The organism is Microcoleus sp. AT3-A2 (assembly GCF_036705685.1).
Lineage (GTDB): Bacteria > Cyanobacteriota > Cyanobacteriia > Cyanobacteriales > Microcoleaceae > Microcoleus.
The window spans coordinates 51,130-66,567 of record NZ_JAUBVF010000007.1 but is presented as its reverse complement, the minus strand read 5'-3'; the positions used below and the strand labels follow the sequence as shown (position 1 = coordinate 66,567).

The window sequence follows — 15,438 nt, the reverse complement described above, 5'->3', positions numbered from 1 at the left end:
ACGGTGCGGGTGCTACAAAGCTTGAAAAACCCAAGCTAGTATTGCTACTCATTGGTTTGTACCCTAAAATCTACTAGAATAGTTTCCTTGAATAGACATAACCTTTATGCTGAACTGGCTCTAAAATTATTCTACCAACAACAGACGTTCACTAAGGAGAAAACATTGGTTTCCACAACCTTGAAAACGACCAAATCAGAAGAAATTTTCGCCGCAGCCCAGAAGTTGATGCCAGGTGGCGTCAGTTCCCCCGTCCGCGCCTTCAAATCCGTAGGCGGACAGCCCATCGTCTTTGACAGGGTAAAAGGAGCCTACATTTGGGATGTGGACGAAAACCAATACATTGACTATGTAGGCACTTGGGGCCCAGCCATCTGCGGCCACGCCCACCCGGAAGTCATCAAAGCCCTGCACGAATCTTTAGAAAAAGGTACGAGTTTCGGCGCACCATCGCTGTTGGAAAACGTACTCGCCGAAATGGTCATCGATGCCGTTCCCAGCATTGAAATGGTGCGATTTGTCAACTCCGGCACCGAAGCCTGTATGGCCGTTTTGCGGCTGATGCGAGCTTTCACCGGACGCGATAAACTGATTAAATTTGAAGGCTGCTATCACGGGCACGCCGATATGTTCTTGGTAAAAGCCGGTTCCGGCGTCGCAACTCTGGGCCTCCCCGACTCTCCGGGCGTCCCGAAATCCACTACTGCCAATACCCTCAACGCTCCCTACAATGACTTAGAAGCAGTCAAAGCTTTATTTGCCGAAAATCCCGGCGAGATAGCAGGCGTAATTCTCGAACCAGTGGTGGGGAATGCCGGTTTTATTACCCCGGATGCAGGTTTTCTCGAAGGTTTGCGGGAAATTACTAAAGATAACGGTGCTTTGTTAGTTTTTGATGAAGTAATGACCGGTTTCCGCATCGCCTACGGCGGAGCTCAGGAAAGATTCGGTGTCACCCCGGATTTGACTACTTTGGGTAAAGTTATCGGTGGCGGTTTGCCGGTGGGAGCTTACGGGGGAAGGCGGGATATTATGGGGATGGTGGCTCCTGCTGGCCCGATGTATCAAGCGGGTACGCTTTCGGGAAATCCTTTGGCGATGACTGCTGGGATTAAGACTTTGGAATTGCTGCAAAAACCCGGCACTTACGAACAGTTGGATAAGATTACCAAAAAACTGTCTGACGGATTGCTAAAAATTGCTAAGGAAGCTGGACACGCGGTTTGGGGCGGGCAAATTAGCGGGATGTTTGGCTTGTTTTTTGCGGCTGGCCCGGTTCACAATTACGAGGATGCTAAGAAGTCGGATTTGACGAAGTTTAGCCGCTTTCACCGGGGAATGTTGGAACACGGAATTTATCTTGCTCCTTCGCAGTTTGAGGCTGGATTTACTTCTTTGGCTCATACTGAGGAAGATATCGATCGAACTTTGGCTGCAGCGCGTGAAGTGATGGCAAGTATTTAACGTGTGTAGTAAGGATCTTTGTCCTTAAAACTCAGGAATAAATAATTAAAGTCCTTGCTGTTTGTTGGCAGTAAGGACTTTAATTTTTAACTGTTTTATCAAATAAAGTCCTGAATCATACAGTCTATTCAAGACTACCTTTTAACCAGGTTTACAGGCTTTTTTAGTAAGTTTTCACGGGGTAATTCCTGTTTAAGGGTGTGGGGAAATTAAAAATTAGTAATTATAGAAGCTCTCTACTTTGCGGTAGCAATCCCTAACTTAGCTCCTTTAATTCGGCGTAATCGATCCATAACTTCCACAACATTTCCGTGATTGACGCTTTTATCCGCATTCAACACAATTAAGGAGTTCTGATTTGAACCCATCACCTGTCGCACCGTACTCTCAATCTGGTCTAAGTTGACTAACTTTTTATCAACCATTAATTTTCCCTGAGCATCAATCGTGACGGTAATTTTAGCAGGCGAGTCCTGAACTTGAGACGTTGATGCTTTCGGTAAATTTACGGGCAAACCCTCGGATTTGGATAAAGACAGAGAGGAAACAATTAAAAACGTCAATATGGCGAAGACCACATCAATCATTGGCACGATGTTAATCTGGGGAATACTATCAGGTTCATCGGGTAGGCGCATAGTTAGATTCTCTTGGTAGTTTTTCGTAGCGGTGACGGTACATTAACTCTAGCTGACCTCCAGCTTCCTGAATAAAAGCAATCTGCTGTAAGTAAAACCCGCGAAACATATTGGCAAATAAGAGTGTAAAGATTGCCACAACTAACCCTATTGCCGTAGAAACGAGGGCTTCGCTAATCCCAGAAGTAACACCTGTGGCATTGGTACCCGTGGCATTCCCCAGTTTGAGGGAGGCAAAGGTGGTAATTAACCCCAAAACTGTTCCGAGCAACCCAAATAGTGGGGAAAGGCTGATAATGGTGTCAAATATTGTATTGAATCGCTTCAGGATGGGGATTTCTGCCTGAGCGCCACTCTCTAAGGCCAAACGAAATTCTTCGATGTTGGGCGAGTCTAATTCTAAAGCTTCTAAAAAAATCCGGGCTAGGGGCAAATCGCCGTTTACTTGTAACTTTTTGATGGCGGAATCGGGGTTTTGACTGTAAAGCTGTAGCACTTCTCGCACGACTCGCCGCTGCCGCCGATTTACCCTAAACCAAAAGGCAAGACGCTCTATGATCAGCGCGACTGCTGCGATTGAGGAGGCCAATAGCGGCCAAGCAACAATGCCTGCGGCGCGAAAAATGTAAATGAAAGCATCCATTGATTTGTACTCTCGCTAGCTCTGTTGAATGATCGCAAGCTGCCTAATGCTGCAATTAGCCCGATCGAAGGTTGGTAGAGTTTCTGCGTCAAGTCGGCACAATGGATTCAGACTGCGAATTTTTTCACTCAAGCGCGATCGCAAGCGTGATCGCAAGCGCGATCGCACTACCTGTATGTGACTATCTTCGTCTGAACCCAAAATGCTCCTACTGTGATCTCGATCGAGATCGCGACAGATTGTTCTGCCAGTGCTTCTTTGCTAAATATTTGCGTTAGGACTTGACAATAATCTTCAATAATTTAAAAGATTCTCAACTAGATTTTCACAAACTTCAGGGTTTGTCAAGTCATGAGCCATACCTTATAATAACAATTGTTTATTATTTGCAATAGTTTTAATTAGTTTTTGTTAACTGAATAAATTTATGAAAAGCTTGAGAATGTGGAAATTTGTTGGTAAATTAGGGGCTAGAGTATTGCCGTTAAGGCATTTTGGAACATTGCCCTGCCAGAACCAGAACATTGACACCGCCCCTAAGAGCAAAGTAGACGCCCCCAAAAGAAATGCTGATTGGTAGCCTCTAGTTGGAATCTCAAAATTAAATAATGAAAATTAATTGCAAGAGTCTTGAACAGGGTGACAGTCTTCTTATAGGATGGGTAGGTTCATCAGTGATAGCAAGCTCAACCCGCAGTTGGTAGCTTGTTTCGGGTGATGTCGGGGAGCCAGCGAGGATGTTGCCATCCATAAAGGAGAGTGAGAAGGCATGAGTTTTTCAAATATTTCGGCTACGCAAAGACAACAACAAGAAGAAGCTCTCAAAAAAGTTCTGGCGATCAGTCTGTTAGGCTCAGCCTTACTGCACTGTGTCGCGCTGCCGTTGAGCCTCAACTTGGTCAAACCTGCTGAATTTGAAGAGGATGCGATTGAAATTGTTGTGCTTGATGAGCCCACAGTAGAGGAAACCCAGCCAGAGCCGACTATTCCAGAAAAGGCATCTCCCCCGCCTGAGACGTTCAAACCAGAACCGCCACCAGAGCCAACTCCCCCAGAGGAGCCACCGGTAGCCGCAACGCCACCACCGATTCCAGAGGAGCCACCGGTAGCCACAACGCCACCACCGATTCCAGAGGAGCCACCGGTAGCGGTAACGCCACCACCGATTCCAGAGGAGCAGCCGGTAGCGGTAACTCCACCACCAATTCCAGAGGAGCCACCGGTAGCGGTAACTCCACCACCAATTCCAGAGGAGCCACCGGTAGCGGTAACTCCACCACCAACTCCGATCGAGCCTTCCCCCGCACCTCAACAGGATTTAAATTCCCCAGAAACTCCTAAAACTCCGATCGCCCAGGAACCCGAAACCCCTTCGCCCGATCCTCCAAAAAGCGAACCACCCGTTAGCGACTCCCGCCCCAAGGGTGCTGCGAGTCTCCCAGACTTTACAAAAAATGCTGGAAATCCCAACTCCTCCGACAGCCCTGAAAAAAATAACCCGCTCTCGTCATCTGCTTCGGCGGGTAGCGGGGAACCTTCCTCAGAGCCATTAAATCCTTCTTCCGGGCCATTAGCGCGATCGCCCGCGGCTGGCCCGCCAGTCACAGCTACTAGGCCAGGAGGCAGTGGCAATTCTGGAAATGCGATCGGGGATGTAGGAAACCTCCCCTCCCCTGATAGCCCCGGAGCAAGTGCGTCGAACTCACCAGCCGGTGCCAGCAAAAATGGCGACATACCTTCTGATGAGCCATTTGCGGCTGGTTCTGGGCGATCGCCCCGATCGCCTGCGGCTGGATCGCCAGTCATACCTACCAGGCCAGGAGGCGGCAGCAATTCTGGAAATGCGATCCCAGATGTAGGAAACCTCCCCTCCTCTGGTAGCCCGGTCGGAAGTGCGTCGAACTCATCACCCGGTGGAGGTGAAAATGGCGGCGGGGGTTCATCAGGGCCATTTGGTAGCGGTTCGGGGCCAGTGCCAAAACCGACAAATCCAGGAAGAGGGGGGAGTCCTTCGGGCTCTTCCGGCCGGCTTCCCGACTCTTGCATTAGCTGCGGTAGACCTGAATATCCGAGCGCAGCCAGAGAAGAAGGGCGGCAAGGCGAAGTGGAAGTCGTGTTTGACATTGACCCCAACGGTAAGCCATTCAACATCAAGATCTCGACTCCTAGCAAATACAACGACTTGAATCGCGCAGTGATTAAAGCAGTAGAAAAATGGAAACTTGCCTCATCAGAGAGTGGCATTAAAGGAGAAAGAGCATCCATTACCTTCCAGCTCGATGAATAGGGATTTTTTTGAAACTCTAGCAATTTGGCTAGGAATTCTATAGCACCGTCCAAGGAATAGCAAAGTTAAAAATTGAATTTTTTGTGAATTATGAATTTGGGAATGTCGTCAGCAATATTAAGTAAACTTCAGCGAGTTGGACTCGCTCTATTACTTGGTTCAAACTTGGGAATGGCTGTGTTGTTTGCCAACCCTCACAGCGCAATGGCAGGAGTAATTACTTTACCCGATGGCGGACGTTGCGAGGGAGAATTGAGTGAGGGAAAACTCAGCGGGCCCGGCAGTTGTCAATATGCCAACGGCGATCGCTACGAAGGTCAATTTCTCAACGGCCAACCTCACGGTCAAGGCATCTATACCTTTAAAGAAGAAGGTAAATACCAAGGAGAATTTGCCTTGGGTGAATTCAACGGTCAAGGTATCCGCGAATTTGCTAACGGCAACCGCTACGAAGGTACTTTTAAAAACGGTGAGTTCGACGGTACAGGCACTTTTACCTCGACTAACGGCATTCGTTACGAAGGCTCTTTTACGAGTGGTTCCCCCAGCGGTCGTGGGGCTTTTACGTTCAGTAATGGCACTCGATGCGAAGGAGATATTAAAGAAGGAAAAGTTAACGGCAAAGGCGTCTGTCAATATGCTAATAAGAACCGCTACGAAGGAGAGTTGCTGAATAACTTGCCTCACGGACAGGGAATTTATACCTTTGCGGTCGGAGGCCGTTATGAGGGGCAATTTAGTGAAGGGCAATTTCACGGTAAAGGGGTTCGCGAATATCCGAATGGCAACCGCTATGAAGGAGAGTTTGTCAAGGGCAACACTCAAGGTCAGGGGTTGTTTACTTTTAAAGAAGGGGGACGTTATCAAGGGCCGTTTGACAATGGAGAATTTAGTGGTGAAGGTGTCCGCGAGTTCGCCAATGGAGATAGCTATAAAGGCACTTTTGTCAAGGGTAAGATGAGCGGGAAAGGAGTTTACGTTTTTAAGAATGGCGATCGCTGCGAAGGCGAATTTAGCGATGGTCAGTTCAACGGCAAAGGTACCTGCATTTACGCCAATGGCGATCGCTATCAAGGTGAATTCCTCAACGGCCAGAAACACGGGCAAGGTTCCTACATTTATGCAGATGGAACGAAAGTAGAAGGAAATTGGCAACAAGGTCAAATTAAAAAATAACCTTATAACCTATCTCGCCCTACTTGTTTACCCCCCCTCCTCACCAATAACATAAGGCGCTTTACAGTAGGCACAGCGGCGTTTTATAGCGCTTTTCAAGTTGGTGAGCTAGCGGAGGGTTTTTAATTTCACATCCGATTTACACAGGGTCTTTTTTAGGATTTTCTGGATAGCTCGAAGAAAAGTTATTTTTTTAACTGCATATCGACTCAGATAGACGTAGATAGATTACATTTTGGGGCAACGGATTTGGTATAAATTTTTCCCTTGTTCTCCATAAAAGGGGTTTAAATCCTCGGCGTTTTGTTCATACAGCTTGTTAAAAAGGCTGCAATGTCTCAGTTTAATCCACCCTAGCCAATTAATTTCCAGTGTTTCTACAACTAAAAAAACAATGCCGACTGATTGCCTCGTTATTAATGAGTTTTATTTTAGTTTTGCTCCTCAATAATGGGGTTCAATCCGCACCTGAAACCGGCACTCAAATTCTTTGGGATACCTATGGAATTCCACACATTTACGGAGAGAATACTAAAAGCCTTTTCTACGCTTTTGGCTGGGCGCAGATGCAAAGTCACGGTAATCTGATTTTGCGTCTTTACGGGCAAGCTCGCGGGCAAGCTGCCGAGTTTTGGGGCGAAGATTATCTGGAATCGGATCGCTGGGTGCAAACTATGGGAATTCCTAATCGTGCAAAGGCGTGGTATGAATCACAAACTCCCATTTTTCGCAACTATCTCGATGCTTTTGTTGGCGGAATGAATGCCTATGCAAAAGAACACCCAGAGGCGCTCACGGAAGAATTAAAGGTAGCATTGCCCCTCAAACCGGCAGATGTATTGGCACACGAGCAGCGTGTCATTAATTTTACTTTTGTAGTCGATCCAGAGCGCGTTGAAAATCTCACTGAAAATCACACTCCCAAAGGCTCTAATGGTTGGGCGATCGCTCCTTCCCATTCTCAAAGCGGCAATGCCATGCTATTGGCAAATCCTCACCTTCCTTGGTCGGATTTATATTTATGGTACGAAGCACAACTGGTTGCCCCAGAAATTAACGCTTACGGAGCGACTCTCGTCGGATTTCCTGTATTAACGATCGCCTTTAACGACAACTTGGGATGGACTCATACTGTCAACACTCACGATGGCTGGGATGCCTACGAATTGCCCCTCGCTAACGATGGCTATCGCTTCGATGGCGAAGTCCGAAAATTTGACAGGGAAGAGAAGGTTTTAAAAGTCAAAGAAAAGAATGGGAATTTGCGATCGGAATCTCTAGTAGTGCGGCGTTCTGTTCACGGGCCGATTATCACAGAAAAACAGGGCAAAGCGATCGCCCTGCGCGTTGTCGGACTCGATAAACCAGCAGCCCTTCAGCAATGGTGGGATATGGCACGCTCAAAGAATTTTTCTGAATTTGAAGCCGCTTTAAAGCGCTTGGAAATTCCCATGTTTACCGTCATGTATGCCGATCGTGAGGGGCATATCATGCACTTGTTTAACGGTCAAGTCCCCATACGCAAAAAGGGAGATTTTAAATACTGGTCAGGCACGATCGCAGGCAATACCTCAGAGACTTTGTGGAGCAAAAATCATCCCTATGCGGATTTGCCGCGCGTTGTCGATCCGCCCAGCGGTTGGTTGCAAAATACCAACGATCCCCCCTGGACGACGACGTTTCCCAGGCAGATCGCACCGGATAAATATCCCGCCTACATGGCACCGCGCGGCCCGATGGATTTGCGATCGCAGCGATCGGCAAAAATGCTATTAGAAGATGAAAAAATCTCTTTCGATGAATTGATGCAATACAAACATTCTACTCAGGTAGAACTCGCCGATCGCCTCCTGGATGATTTAATTCCCGTCGCACGGCAAGCCAGTGCTCAAGCGCGCCGCGCTGCGGAAGTTCTCGCCACTTGGGATCGCAAAGTCGATGCCGACAGTCGCGGTGCAGTGCTGTTTGCCTTTTGGAAACAAGCGATGGATGACGATCGGTTATTCGCTAAACCTTGGAGCGAAGATGCGCCGCTAACGACGCCAGACGGGTTGGCAAATCCTGCGGAGGCAGTGCGGGTGCTGGAAGCGACAGCAACCAAAGTTGAGGCGACTTATGGCGCGTTAGATGTCGCATGGGGCGAAGTCTTCCGATTGCCTGGGGAAGCAAATCTGCCGGCAAATGGAGGTGACGGTGATTTGGGTGTATTTCGCTCAGTATGGTTCGCTCCTGGGAAAGACAATCGCTTTCAAGCGGTTGCGGGCGATTCTTTTGTCGCTGCGATTGAGTTCTCGAATCCGGTGAAAGCGATGGCGCTAAACAGTTACGGCAACGCCTCTCAACCTGGTTCGCCCCACGCCGACGATCAGTCGCAGCTCTTTGCTCGCAAGGAATTGCGCCCTGTCTGGCGATCGCGATCGGAAATTGAAGCTCACCTGAGTTCGCGCCAGAAACTTTAGCAGAAGGAAGAAGGAAGAAGGAAGAAGGAAGAAGGAAGAAGGAAGAAGGAAGAAGGAAGAAGGAAGAAGTTATATCAAATCTGTTAGCATCGGAATTATTCCTATCTCTATTCTCTTAATCTGCGTGAATCAGCGTCAATCCATTGTCATCTGCGGTTAACACATTCTCTTTTTTTAACCGCAGATGATGGCAGATAAACACAGATTAACGCAGATGAATTAGATCGATTACGGTTGCAACATGGGTGATTGTTGACTGTTGACTGGGTTTTACTCTTCTGATGCTACCGGAATTGATATTAAAAGACCTCTCTCCGTTTCCCCTTTACCCATCGCGCAGCAGTCGGCAAGCATACCCACCGACTGCTACGAGCAATAAGCCCAGCGCGGAGATAGCGTATAACAAAGCCATGCCAGCACCGGCACCTGTCCCCAGAAGTCCGCCAAAAATAGCTGCTAAAAAACCTCCCGGTTGCATGGCGGGTTCAAAGACGCGATCGGCAAGTGGCCCTGCGATCAATAAACCGATCGCTGACGCCAATTGCATGATGACTGCTCTGGTAGCAAAAACACGCCCCTGTACCTCTGGTGCGACTTTCGCCAGCCATATCGCCTCGTTGGAACTGCCGAGGATGGGGAAATTGAAAGACGAACAAAATTGAGCGGGAACCCAGATGGAAAGCGCCTGACCGAAAGCAAAGACTATTTTACTCAAGCCCGCGCCTGCCATGCCTAGCAGAAAGCCCCGGATTCGGCGTTTGGGGCCGCCCCAAATACTGACGAACAATGCTCCTAAAACACCGCCTGCGCCGGCGGCTGAAAGGATAGTACCGAGGATTCTGGCATTGTTGCCGGTGCGTGCCAGTATCATCGGTGAGTAGAGGGCCGCGCCGATGTCGTGAGCAAACCAGAATAGCGAAAGGGACACCAGCAAGGCAAGCAGGTTGGGACGCTGGACGATGTAGCGGAATCCGAAGCTGAGTTCTTGCAATAGGTGAAAGCGAGTCGGCTGGGGATTGGAGGCGATATTGCTCCGCAACGCTGGCGCGATCGCGGGCTGTGGTATTTTGACACATACTAGCGTGCCGATCGCAATTGTAAAAGTTGCCAGGTCGATCGTAAAAATCCCGCCGGGCCCAATCGCAGAATAGAGAATCCCCGCCAGCGTCGGAGCAATAATACTCGCACCGTAACTTGCCAAAAAACTTAAACTGCTAGCGCGGCTGTAATGCTTTTCTGGCATCATTGTGGCGATCGCTGCTGAGTAAGCTAACTGTTGAATTTGGTCAAAAATTCCGTTAATCGCAGCCGCTATATATATATGCCATATTTGCAGGTTGTGGCTGATATAAAGTAATAGGATAGTGAGCGTTAACAAAGCTGAAACCGCATCACCGATCGCCATTAAAAATTTTCGATTCCAGCGATCGACGAGAATGCCAGCAACCGGAGCAAGCAAGATGCGTGGCAATTGAGTAAAAAACATCAACAAAGCCAAAGCTGTCGCTTGACTGGTGGATTCCCAAATCCAAATAGTCAGCGCAAACGCGGACATAGCGCTGCCAATCATCGAAGCAGTTTGTCCGAGCCAGAGTTGAATAAATTTTTGCATTAAATAAGCGATTGATAGGATTTAAAATTCAGAGGATAGGGGTTTTTAAGCAGGAGAATCACACCCGAATCAAACCGCACGCCACTCTCATTAAAACCAAGGCCATTGCTGGCTCAGTGGAGATAATTCTTCATATTGCTGTCTCGCCTCCTTGCGGTAAAATTTCACCAAATGCCGCTGCCACCACATCAGTACACCCGTAACAAACAGTACAAACGCTGCTAATCCTGCGATCGCGTGTGCCAGCCGCAAGTAAATTCCGCCATAGCTGCCAATATGTAGCGGATAAAGCGAGTTGAGAATTCGATTTGCTACAGAAGCTGAATTTACACTGTCAGCCTGCAATATTTCGCCACTGTATTGGTCGAGATAAATGGTGCTAATCCCGTTTGGGTGCGGGTCATTGGGAAATTTTTTCCTTACTTTAAAACTTGCTTCAGGTGTCAAAGGCAGAGAAATAAAAGTGGTTTTAGCTTCCGGCCAAACGGTAGTAACTTGGTGTAAAATTTCGTCAAGATTTTGCCTTGAACTGCTAGAGTGGGGATGAGAATTCAAGGCGGGCTGTGGCTTTTCATTGGTTAGCCAATACAAAGCCGATTCAACCGGCGCGTAAAAAATTATCGCTGTTCCTGTAGCAGAGATCAGTATGAGAAAAGCGACTGATACAATGCCAGAAACGTTATGTAAATCAAAGACAGTCCGCTGCCAGTGAGCTTTCCAATTAATAGAAAATCCGCGAGTCAAATTGCGCCAACCCGTCCACAATACCAAACCAGTAAAAGTTAGTCCTAGCATTACTAGACCGCAAATACCTACAAAAATATGACCTAATTCTCCTCCCGCTAATTCTGCGTGTAACGTAAAAACCAAACCTGTAAAAGTTTCTTTCCCAAGGCGCGCACCCTTAATTTCTCCACTGTAAGGATTGACATAAACGTTAACTACTTCCTCACTTTTTGACAGCATCGAAACTTGGCAAACTTCCTTCGCTGATCGCGGTAGCAAAATACTAAGAGCTTGATTTTGGGGATAAGCTTTTTCGACAATATGCAGGACATTTTCCAGCGGTATCCGTTCGCCTTGAGGAATAACTTGCAGGAGTTGGGGATTGAAGAACCGCTCGATTTCGGGACCAAAAACCAGCAAGCTGCCCGTTAAAGCAATTACTGCTAGAAATATTCCTACTACCAACCCCAAATACAAATGCAATTTGAATGCGAGTTTGCGGAACTTCATCTCGAATTTTTCCTCAAAGCCGTTAACTGTTCTCATTCAAGTCCGTTAGTGGGCCCGCGAGTCCGCCAGGGCTTGAAACCCCTGTCTAATAGCTAAAGTCCACTCAAGAGGACTAATGATACTAAATCCGGGTTACTCACCCCCTTTTTGAACTGGCGAGCTATTTTTTCCCACTCTCCCCCTCTCCAGTAATAAAGGGGTTTTTAACCCGGATTTGGTATGAGTCCTTCAGTCCTCTTTTAGAGGACTTTAGCTTTGAGGCAGGGGTTTAAACCCCTGCCGGACTGTCGGTTTGACGTTAAATTGACACCTATGGGTAGTTCCGTGTCCCTACGGGGGAATTGAATACCTCATAAACCTTCAATCTGCTGTAATTACCAGTTAAGGCGGTAATTAACACTGAGAGTTAAACCTCTGCCTGCATAATTACCGCTGTCCGATCCAAATCCAGCTAAGTATTGGGAGATCACGGGAAAATATTGATTATTCAATAAATTCTCGACTTTGATTTGTAGCAGCCCTTTTCCTAGTTGAATTGTGCTGATGTAATCCAATGTGAGATAGCTGCTAATCGGGCCGCCATCCGAGCCGTCTTTGAAGGCTTGATCGCGATTTCCAGAATATAATAACTGTAACCGATTGTTCCATCCCTGCAAAGTTTCGTTTTGGAGATAAGCTGTTAGCTTGAGCGGTGGAATTCTGCTGCTATCGAGGGCGATGTAACGGTTGTCCTCCTCATATTCGCCATGAAGATAGGTAGCAGTCCCGCCGATCGACCATGCTCGTGCAGGTTGCCAATCCACAGTTCCTTCTAAGCCGTAAATGCGTTCTGGGGCGCGGATTAGTTCCAGGCGACCTGTGTTGCCAACTGGTTGAAAACTGATTCCTAGATCGGAGGTATTGTAAAAAGCGGCAAGCGACATTTGCACGGATTGCCACCCTCCTCGAATGCCAATTTCGTAGCTGTTGACTTTTTGCGGTTGAGTTACTTCTAACGAAGATTCAATTCCCACAAAATCGTCGGGGGGTTGGCGGAGAATGCGGCCGAAATCTGGAACTGAGAAACCTTGAGAAAAGTTGCCAAATATGTTGAAGTTGTCATTAAGTTTATAGACAGCCCCTGTATTAAATAGGGTGGCGTTAAATTTGCGATCGCCTCCTTCGATCTGGCGATCGTTAAAAGTGGTATAATCATTGACGTTTAACCCGACGCGTTCGTGACGTATCCCGCCACTTAAAATGACGATATCGTCAATATTCCATTCCAATTGACCGAAAAAGCCAAGGCTGTCATAAGTGTAAGGAGGAACGAAAGGACGCTCGGAAATTTTCCGGTAAACCCTGCCACCACTTGCGTCAACTCTCTCTGGGTCGTACAGGTCGAAACGCTGTTTGCTATCTTCAGTAATATAGTCAGAACCCCAAGTTAATCGAAGATTTTCGGCACTGGATAAAGGAGTGGTGACCGCAAGCCTTCCTCCTATTTGTTCGTTTTCGGCTCGCGAACGAGCAACGCCGACAAACGGGCCAAAGAAATCGGACGTGCGAAAATCAGAGGGAACACTTACATTGGAATTCGTTCGATAGTAAATTTGACTTTGAAGGCTGCTGCCAAAAAGGTTTTGGTTGGTGTAACTGAGGTTGAGCTGTGTACTTCTATTTCCCGGTGTTTCCCCGTCAATATCCAAATCTCCGGTTCGGATGGCGCGGGCTTTTTGCCGTCCTTCCTGGTCGTCAACACTAGGGTCTGGAATCACATTGGGATCTTGGGTTTCCCGATAGTGATTGACAGTTAGTTGCAGCCGCTGTTCGGTATCCAAATCTACCCCGACTTTGCCCATCACGTTGAAGAGGGTGCTGCTATCTCCGCCGAGTTCAAAATAGGGAATGCGATCGCCTTTGGCATCGTAAAAAGCTCCACTTCTAGAGAGCGAGACAGTGCCCGTCAGATCGACATTGCCCGATCGGCCAGAAACCGTCTGCTGAGCGTTAAAGCTTAGAGCATCATCCGTGTTTGTTAAACCGCTACCGACGCCCACTTCAGTAACAGCAGTTAGCCTTTCCTCAGTTGGCCGACGAGTAATAATATTAACCACGCCACCTGTAGCCTGAGCGCCGTAGATTGCGGTAGACCCCCGCACTACTTCAATGCGTTCGATCGCACTGGGATCGATGTTTCTAAATTCTCTGCCAAACGATTGAAGATTAGTTGTTTGCGGCACGCCGTCAATCAGAACGGAAACGTCGCGCCCCCGCAAAGTTTGTCCATAAGTGCTAGTTTGTTGAGTCGGAGGCGCGAAACCAGGAACCTGATTTGCCAGAGCTTCCCCGATATTTCTCGATTGCCCTACCTGCTGCTGAAGTTCTTCTGAGTCTACCACCGTTATAGAGCGCGGCACGTTTGACACTCTTTCTGAGGTTCGTGTTGCAGTGACAACGATTTCAATCGGGTCTCTCCCCGCCTGTGGTGTCCCAGGTGGCTGCGCTGTAGAGGGCAAGGGTTCTCCGGGTGTCCCAGGTGGCTGCGCTGTAGGTGGTAAGGGTTCTCCGGGCGTTCCTGGTGGCTGTGCTGTAGGTGGTAAGGGTTCTCCGGGCGTTCCTGGTGGCTGTGCTGTAGGTGGTAAAGGTTCTGCAGGTATCTCTACCTGCTGCCCTGTCGGTGGCAAGGGTGCTGCGGGTGTCCCCGGCCGCTGTGTTGTAGGAGCAGGTGCAGGCGGGCGAGCAGTCATCTCCGAGGTGGGTTTTAAGCCCAGAATCAGACCCGCAGCGTTAGGAATCACCCGTGCCACTGGTTGACCCCTCTCGCCAATGACTTTGATTCGGATGCTGTTGTTATCTAAAGGAGTAACGGTGACAGAAGCAATTCCCGCAGCCGGTTTGTCTTGACGAAACTCATTTCCCCCTGGTAGTCGCAGTTGAGCGGTGATGACATCAACTTGTAAAGTTTCGCCAAAGCTGGCGCTGAAGACTTGCAGGGGTCTTCCATCTTCAGTGTCTAGGATGATTTCAATGCCTTCTGACGTGGGGTTGAGGCGAACGCCCGTCACCTGCGCGATGTTGGAAGCGCACGCCGGCCCAGCGACTAACGCCGACACGACTCCTGCCAGCCCAAGGCTATTTAATAATTTCTGCGATCTCTTCATTAGTCTTTAATCAAAAATTAATGGAACTTCGGATATGTGGTTTACGTTGCTTGCACAACATGATTTGTGGCAGCGTTACTGCTCTTGTGTGCCTCTTGAAACTGACCTGCAGAAGATCCGGCCCAGTTGTCGGGCGCAGTTCGATCCGATCCTCCCGTCGCTAGTGGCATTTGTCTGGGAATACAGGAGGCGCGTCAGGGCGAACTCCTCAGTCCGGTGGCGCTCTGGACGATCGCCCACGGTGGGCATTTTCCTCGGTTAAAGGAAGTAGTCGCTGGACGCTTAATGAGAAAGTGCCTTAATTAGATAACAGAGCACTTGCATCTGTCAAGAGTTAACTAATGAAAAATTATGGCATCTTGTAATAGGGGGTCTCACCCCTCTATATCCTTGAACACCACTTGCGTAGTATGGTTGATTGTGAGGGCTAGACAAACGATCGCCTAAAATGCTATGGCAAGAGTTAGAAAAGATTGTCAGATAGGCAACCATAGGAGTCAATAAAGTTTTTCAACTACTCTTGACAATTAATATCATCTAGCCTACTATGCTTAAAGTCGATAGCCGTAAAGCCCCTGAAGCTGATATCGAAGCTGGCTCGGACTGAAATCGCCCCGGAGCCATTGCCGAACAGCCCGATCGACCACAAAACGTTAAAAGAAGCGCTCATACCCGAATTGAAGACTCAAACGCGCTGATGAGAGACTCGTAACGCCCGACAACTGTTCACAGAAAGTCTATGTGGAAAGAATTTGGCGGAACTGGTTGGCGTACTGCAAA

General features: G+C 48.2%; 12 protein-coding genes. 6 read left to right on the top strand and 6 right to left on the bottom strand.

The genetic code is table 11. The features are described 5' to 3' along the window. The first annotated feature begins 165 nt into the window (after window positions 1-165). Window positions 166-1,464, top strand: coding sequence for a glutamate-1-semialdehyde 2,1-aminomutase (gene hemL / locus QUB37_RS06490; RefSeq protein WP_333035451.1), 1,299 nt, complete (start codon window positions 166-168; stop codon window positions 1,462-1,464). A 236-nt stretch (window positions 1,465-1,700) separates the two neighbouring features. Here the strand turns inward: hemL and QUB37_RS06485 are convergent, their stop codons facing one another. After that, window positions 1,701-2,102, bottom strand: coding sequence for a biopolymer transporter ExbD (locus QUB37_RS06485; RefSeq protein ID WP_333160241.1), 402 nt, complete (start codon window positions 2,100-2,102; stop codon window positions 1,701-1,703). Beyond that, window positions 2,086-2,745, bottom strand: coding sequence for a MotA/TolQ/ExbB proton channel family protein (locus QUB37_RS06480; protein WP_333160239.1), 660 nt, complete (start codon window positions 2,743-2,745; stop codon window positions 2,086-2,088). Before QUB37_RS06480 ends, QUB37_RS06485 begins: the two co-directional genes overlap by 17 nt. A 46-nt stretch (window positions 2,746-2,791) precedes the next feature. Between QUB37_RS06480 and QUB37_RS06475 the strand changes: the two genes are divergently transcribed. The 4 genes from QUB37_RS06475 (at window position 2,792) to QUB37_RS06460 (ending at window position 8,667) form a co-directional block, all read left to right on the top strand. Further along, window positions 2,792-2,926 (top strand): hypothetical protein, encoded by a 135-nt coding sequence (locus QUB37_RS06475; protein WP_333160237.1) that lies wholly within the window; start codon window positions 2,792-2,794, stop codon window positions 2,924-2,926. A 588-nt stretch (window positions 2,927-3,514) separates the two neighbouring features. Beyond that, window positions 3,515-5,032, top strand: coding sequence for a TonB family protein (locus QUB37_RS06470; RefSeq protein ID WP_333160235.1), 1,518 nt, complete (start codon window positions 3,515-3,517; stop codon window positions 5,030-5,032). Window positions 5,033-5,134: 102 nt separating this feature from the next. Then, window positions 5,135-6,208 carry a hypothetical protein gene (locus QUB37_RS06465; protein WP_333160233.1) on the top strand — a complete coding sequence of 358 codons (1,074 nt, stop codon included), beginning with the start codon at window positions 5,135-5,137 and terminating at the stop codon, window positions 6,206-6,208. A gap of 419 nt (window positions 6,209-6,627) precedes the next feature. Continuing rightward, window positions 6,628-8,667, top strand: a complete 2,040-nt coding sequence (locus QUB37_RS06460) for an acylase (protein WP_333160231.1) — start codon at window positions 6,628-6,630, stop codon at window positions 8,665-8,667. 325 nt (window positions 8,668-8,992) lie between these two features. Here the strand turns inward: QUB37_RS06460 and QUB37_RS06455 are convergent, their stop codons facing one another. From QUB37_RS06455 to QUB37_RS06445, 3 genes are all read right to left on the bottom strand, one after another. After that, window positions 8,993-10,279 carry an MFS transporter gene (locus tag QUB37_RS06455; protein WP_333160228.1) on the bottom strand — a complete coding sequence of 429 codons (1,287 nt, stop codon included), beginning with the start codon at window positions 10,277-10,279 and terminating at the stop codon, window positions 8,993-8,995. Between the two features lie 90 nt (window positions 10,280-10,369). Next, window positions 10,370-11,551: a PepSY-associated TM helix domain-containing protein gene (locus tag QUB37_RS06450; protein ID WP_333160226.1), complete on the bottom strand. Its 1,182-nt coding sequence runs from the start codon at window positions 11,549-11,551 to the stop codon at window positions 10,370-10,372. 338 nt (window positions 11,552-11,889) lie between these two features. Then, window positions 11,890-14,658, bottom strand: a complete 2,769-nt coding sequence (locus QUB37_RS06445) for a TonB-dependent receptor domain-containing protein (protein WP_333160224.1) — start codon at window positions 14,656-14,658, stop codon at window positions 11,890-11,892. A 126-nt stretch (window positions 14,659-14,784) separates the two neighbouring features. On the opposite strand from QUB37_RS06445, the gene QUB37_RS06440 reads away from it, so the two are divergent. Beyond that, window positions 14,785-14,964 carry a hypothetical protein gene (locus QUB37_RS06440; RefSeq protein ID WP_333160222.1) on the top strand — a complete coding sequence of 60 codons (180 nt, stop codon included), beginning with the start codon at window positions 14,785-14,787 and terminating at the stop codon, window positions 14,962-14,964. A gap of 208 nt (window positions 14,965-15,172) precedes the next feature. Here the strand turns inward: QUB37_RS06440 and QUB37_RS06435 are convergent, their stop codons facing one another. After that, a complete protein-coding gene (locus QUB37_RS06435; RefSeq protein WP_333160220.1) occupies window positions 15,173-15,328 on the bottom strand; it encodes a hypothetical protein in 156 nt (51 codons plus the stop codon). Window positions 15,329-15,438: the final 110 nt, after the last annotated feature.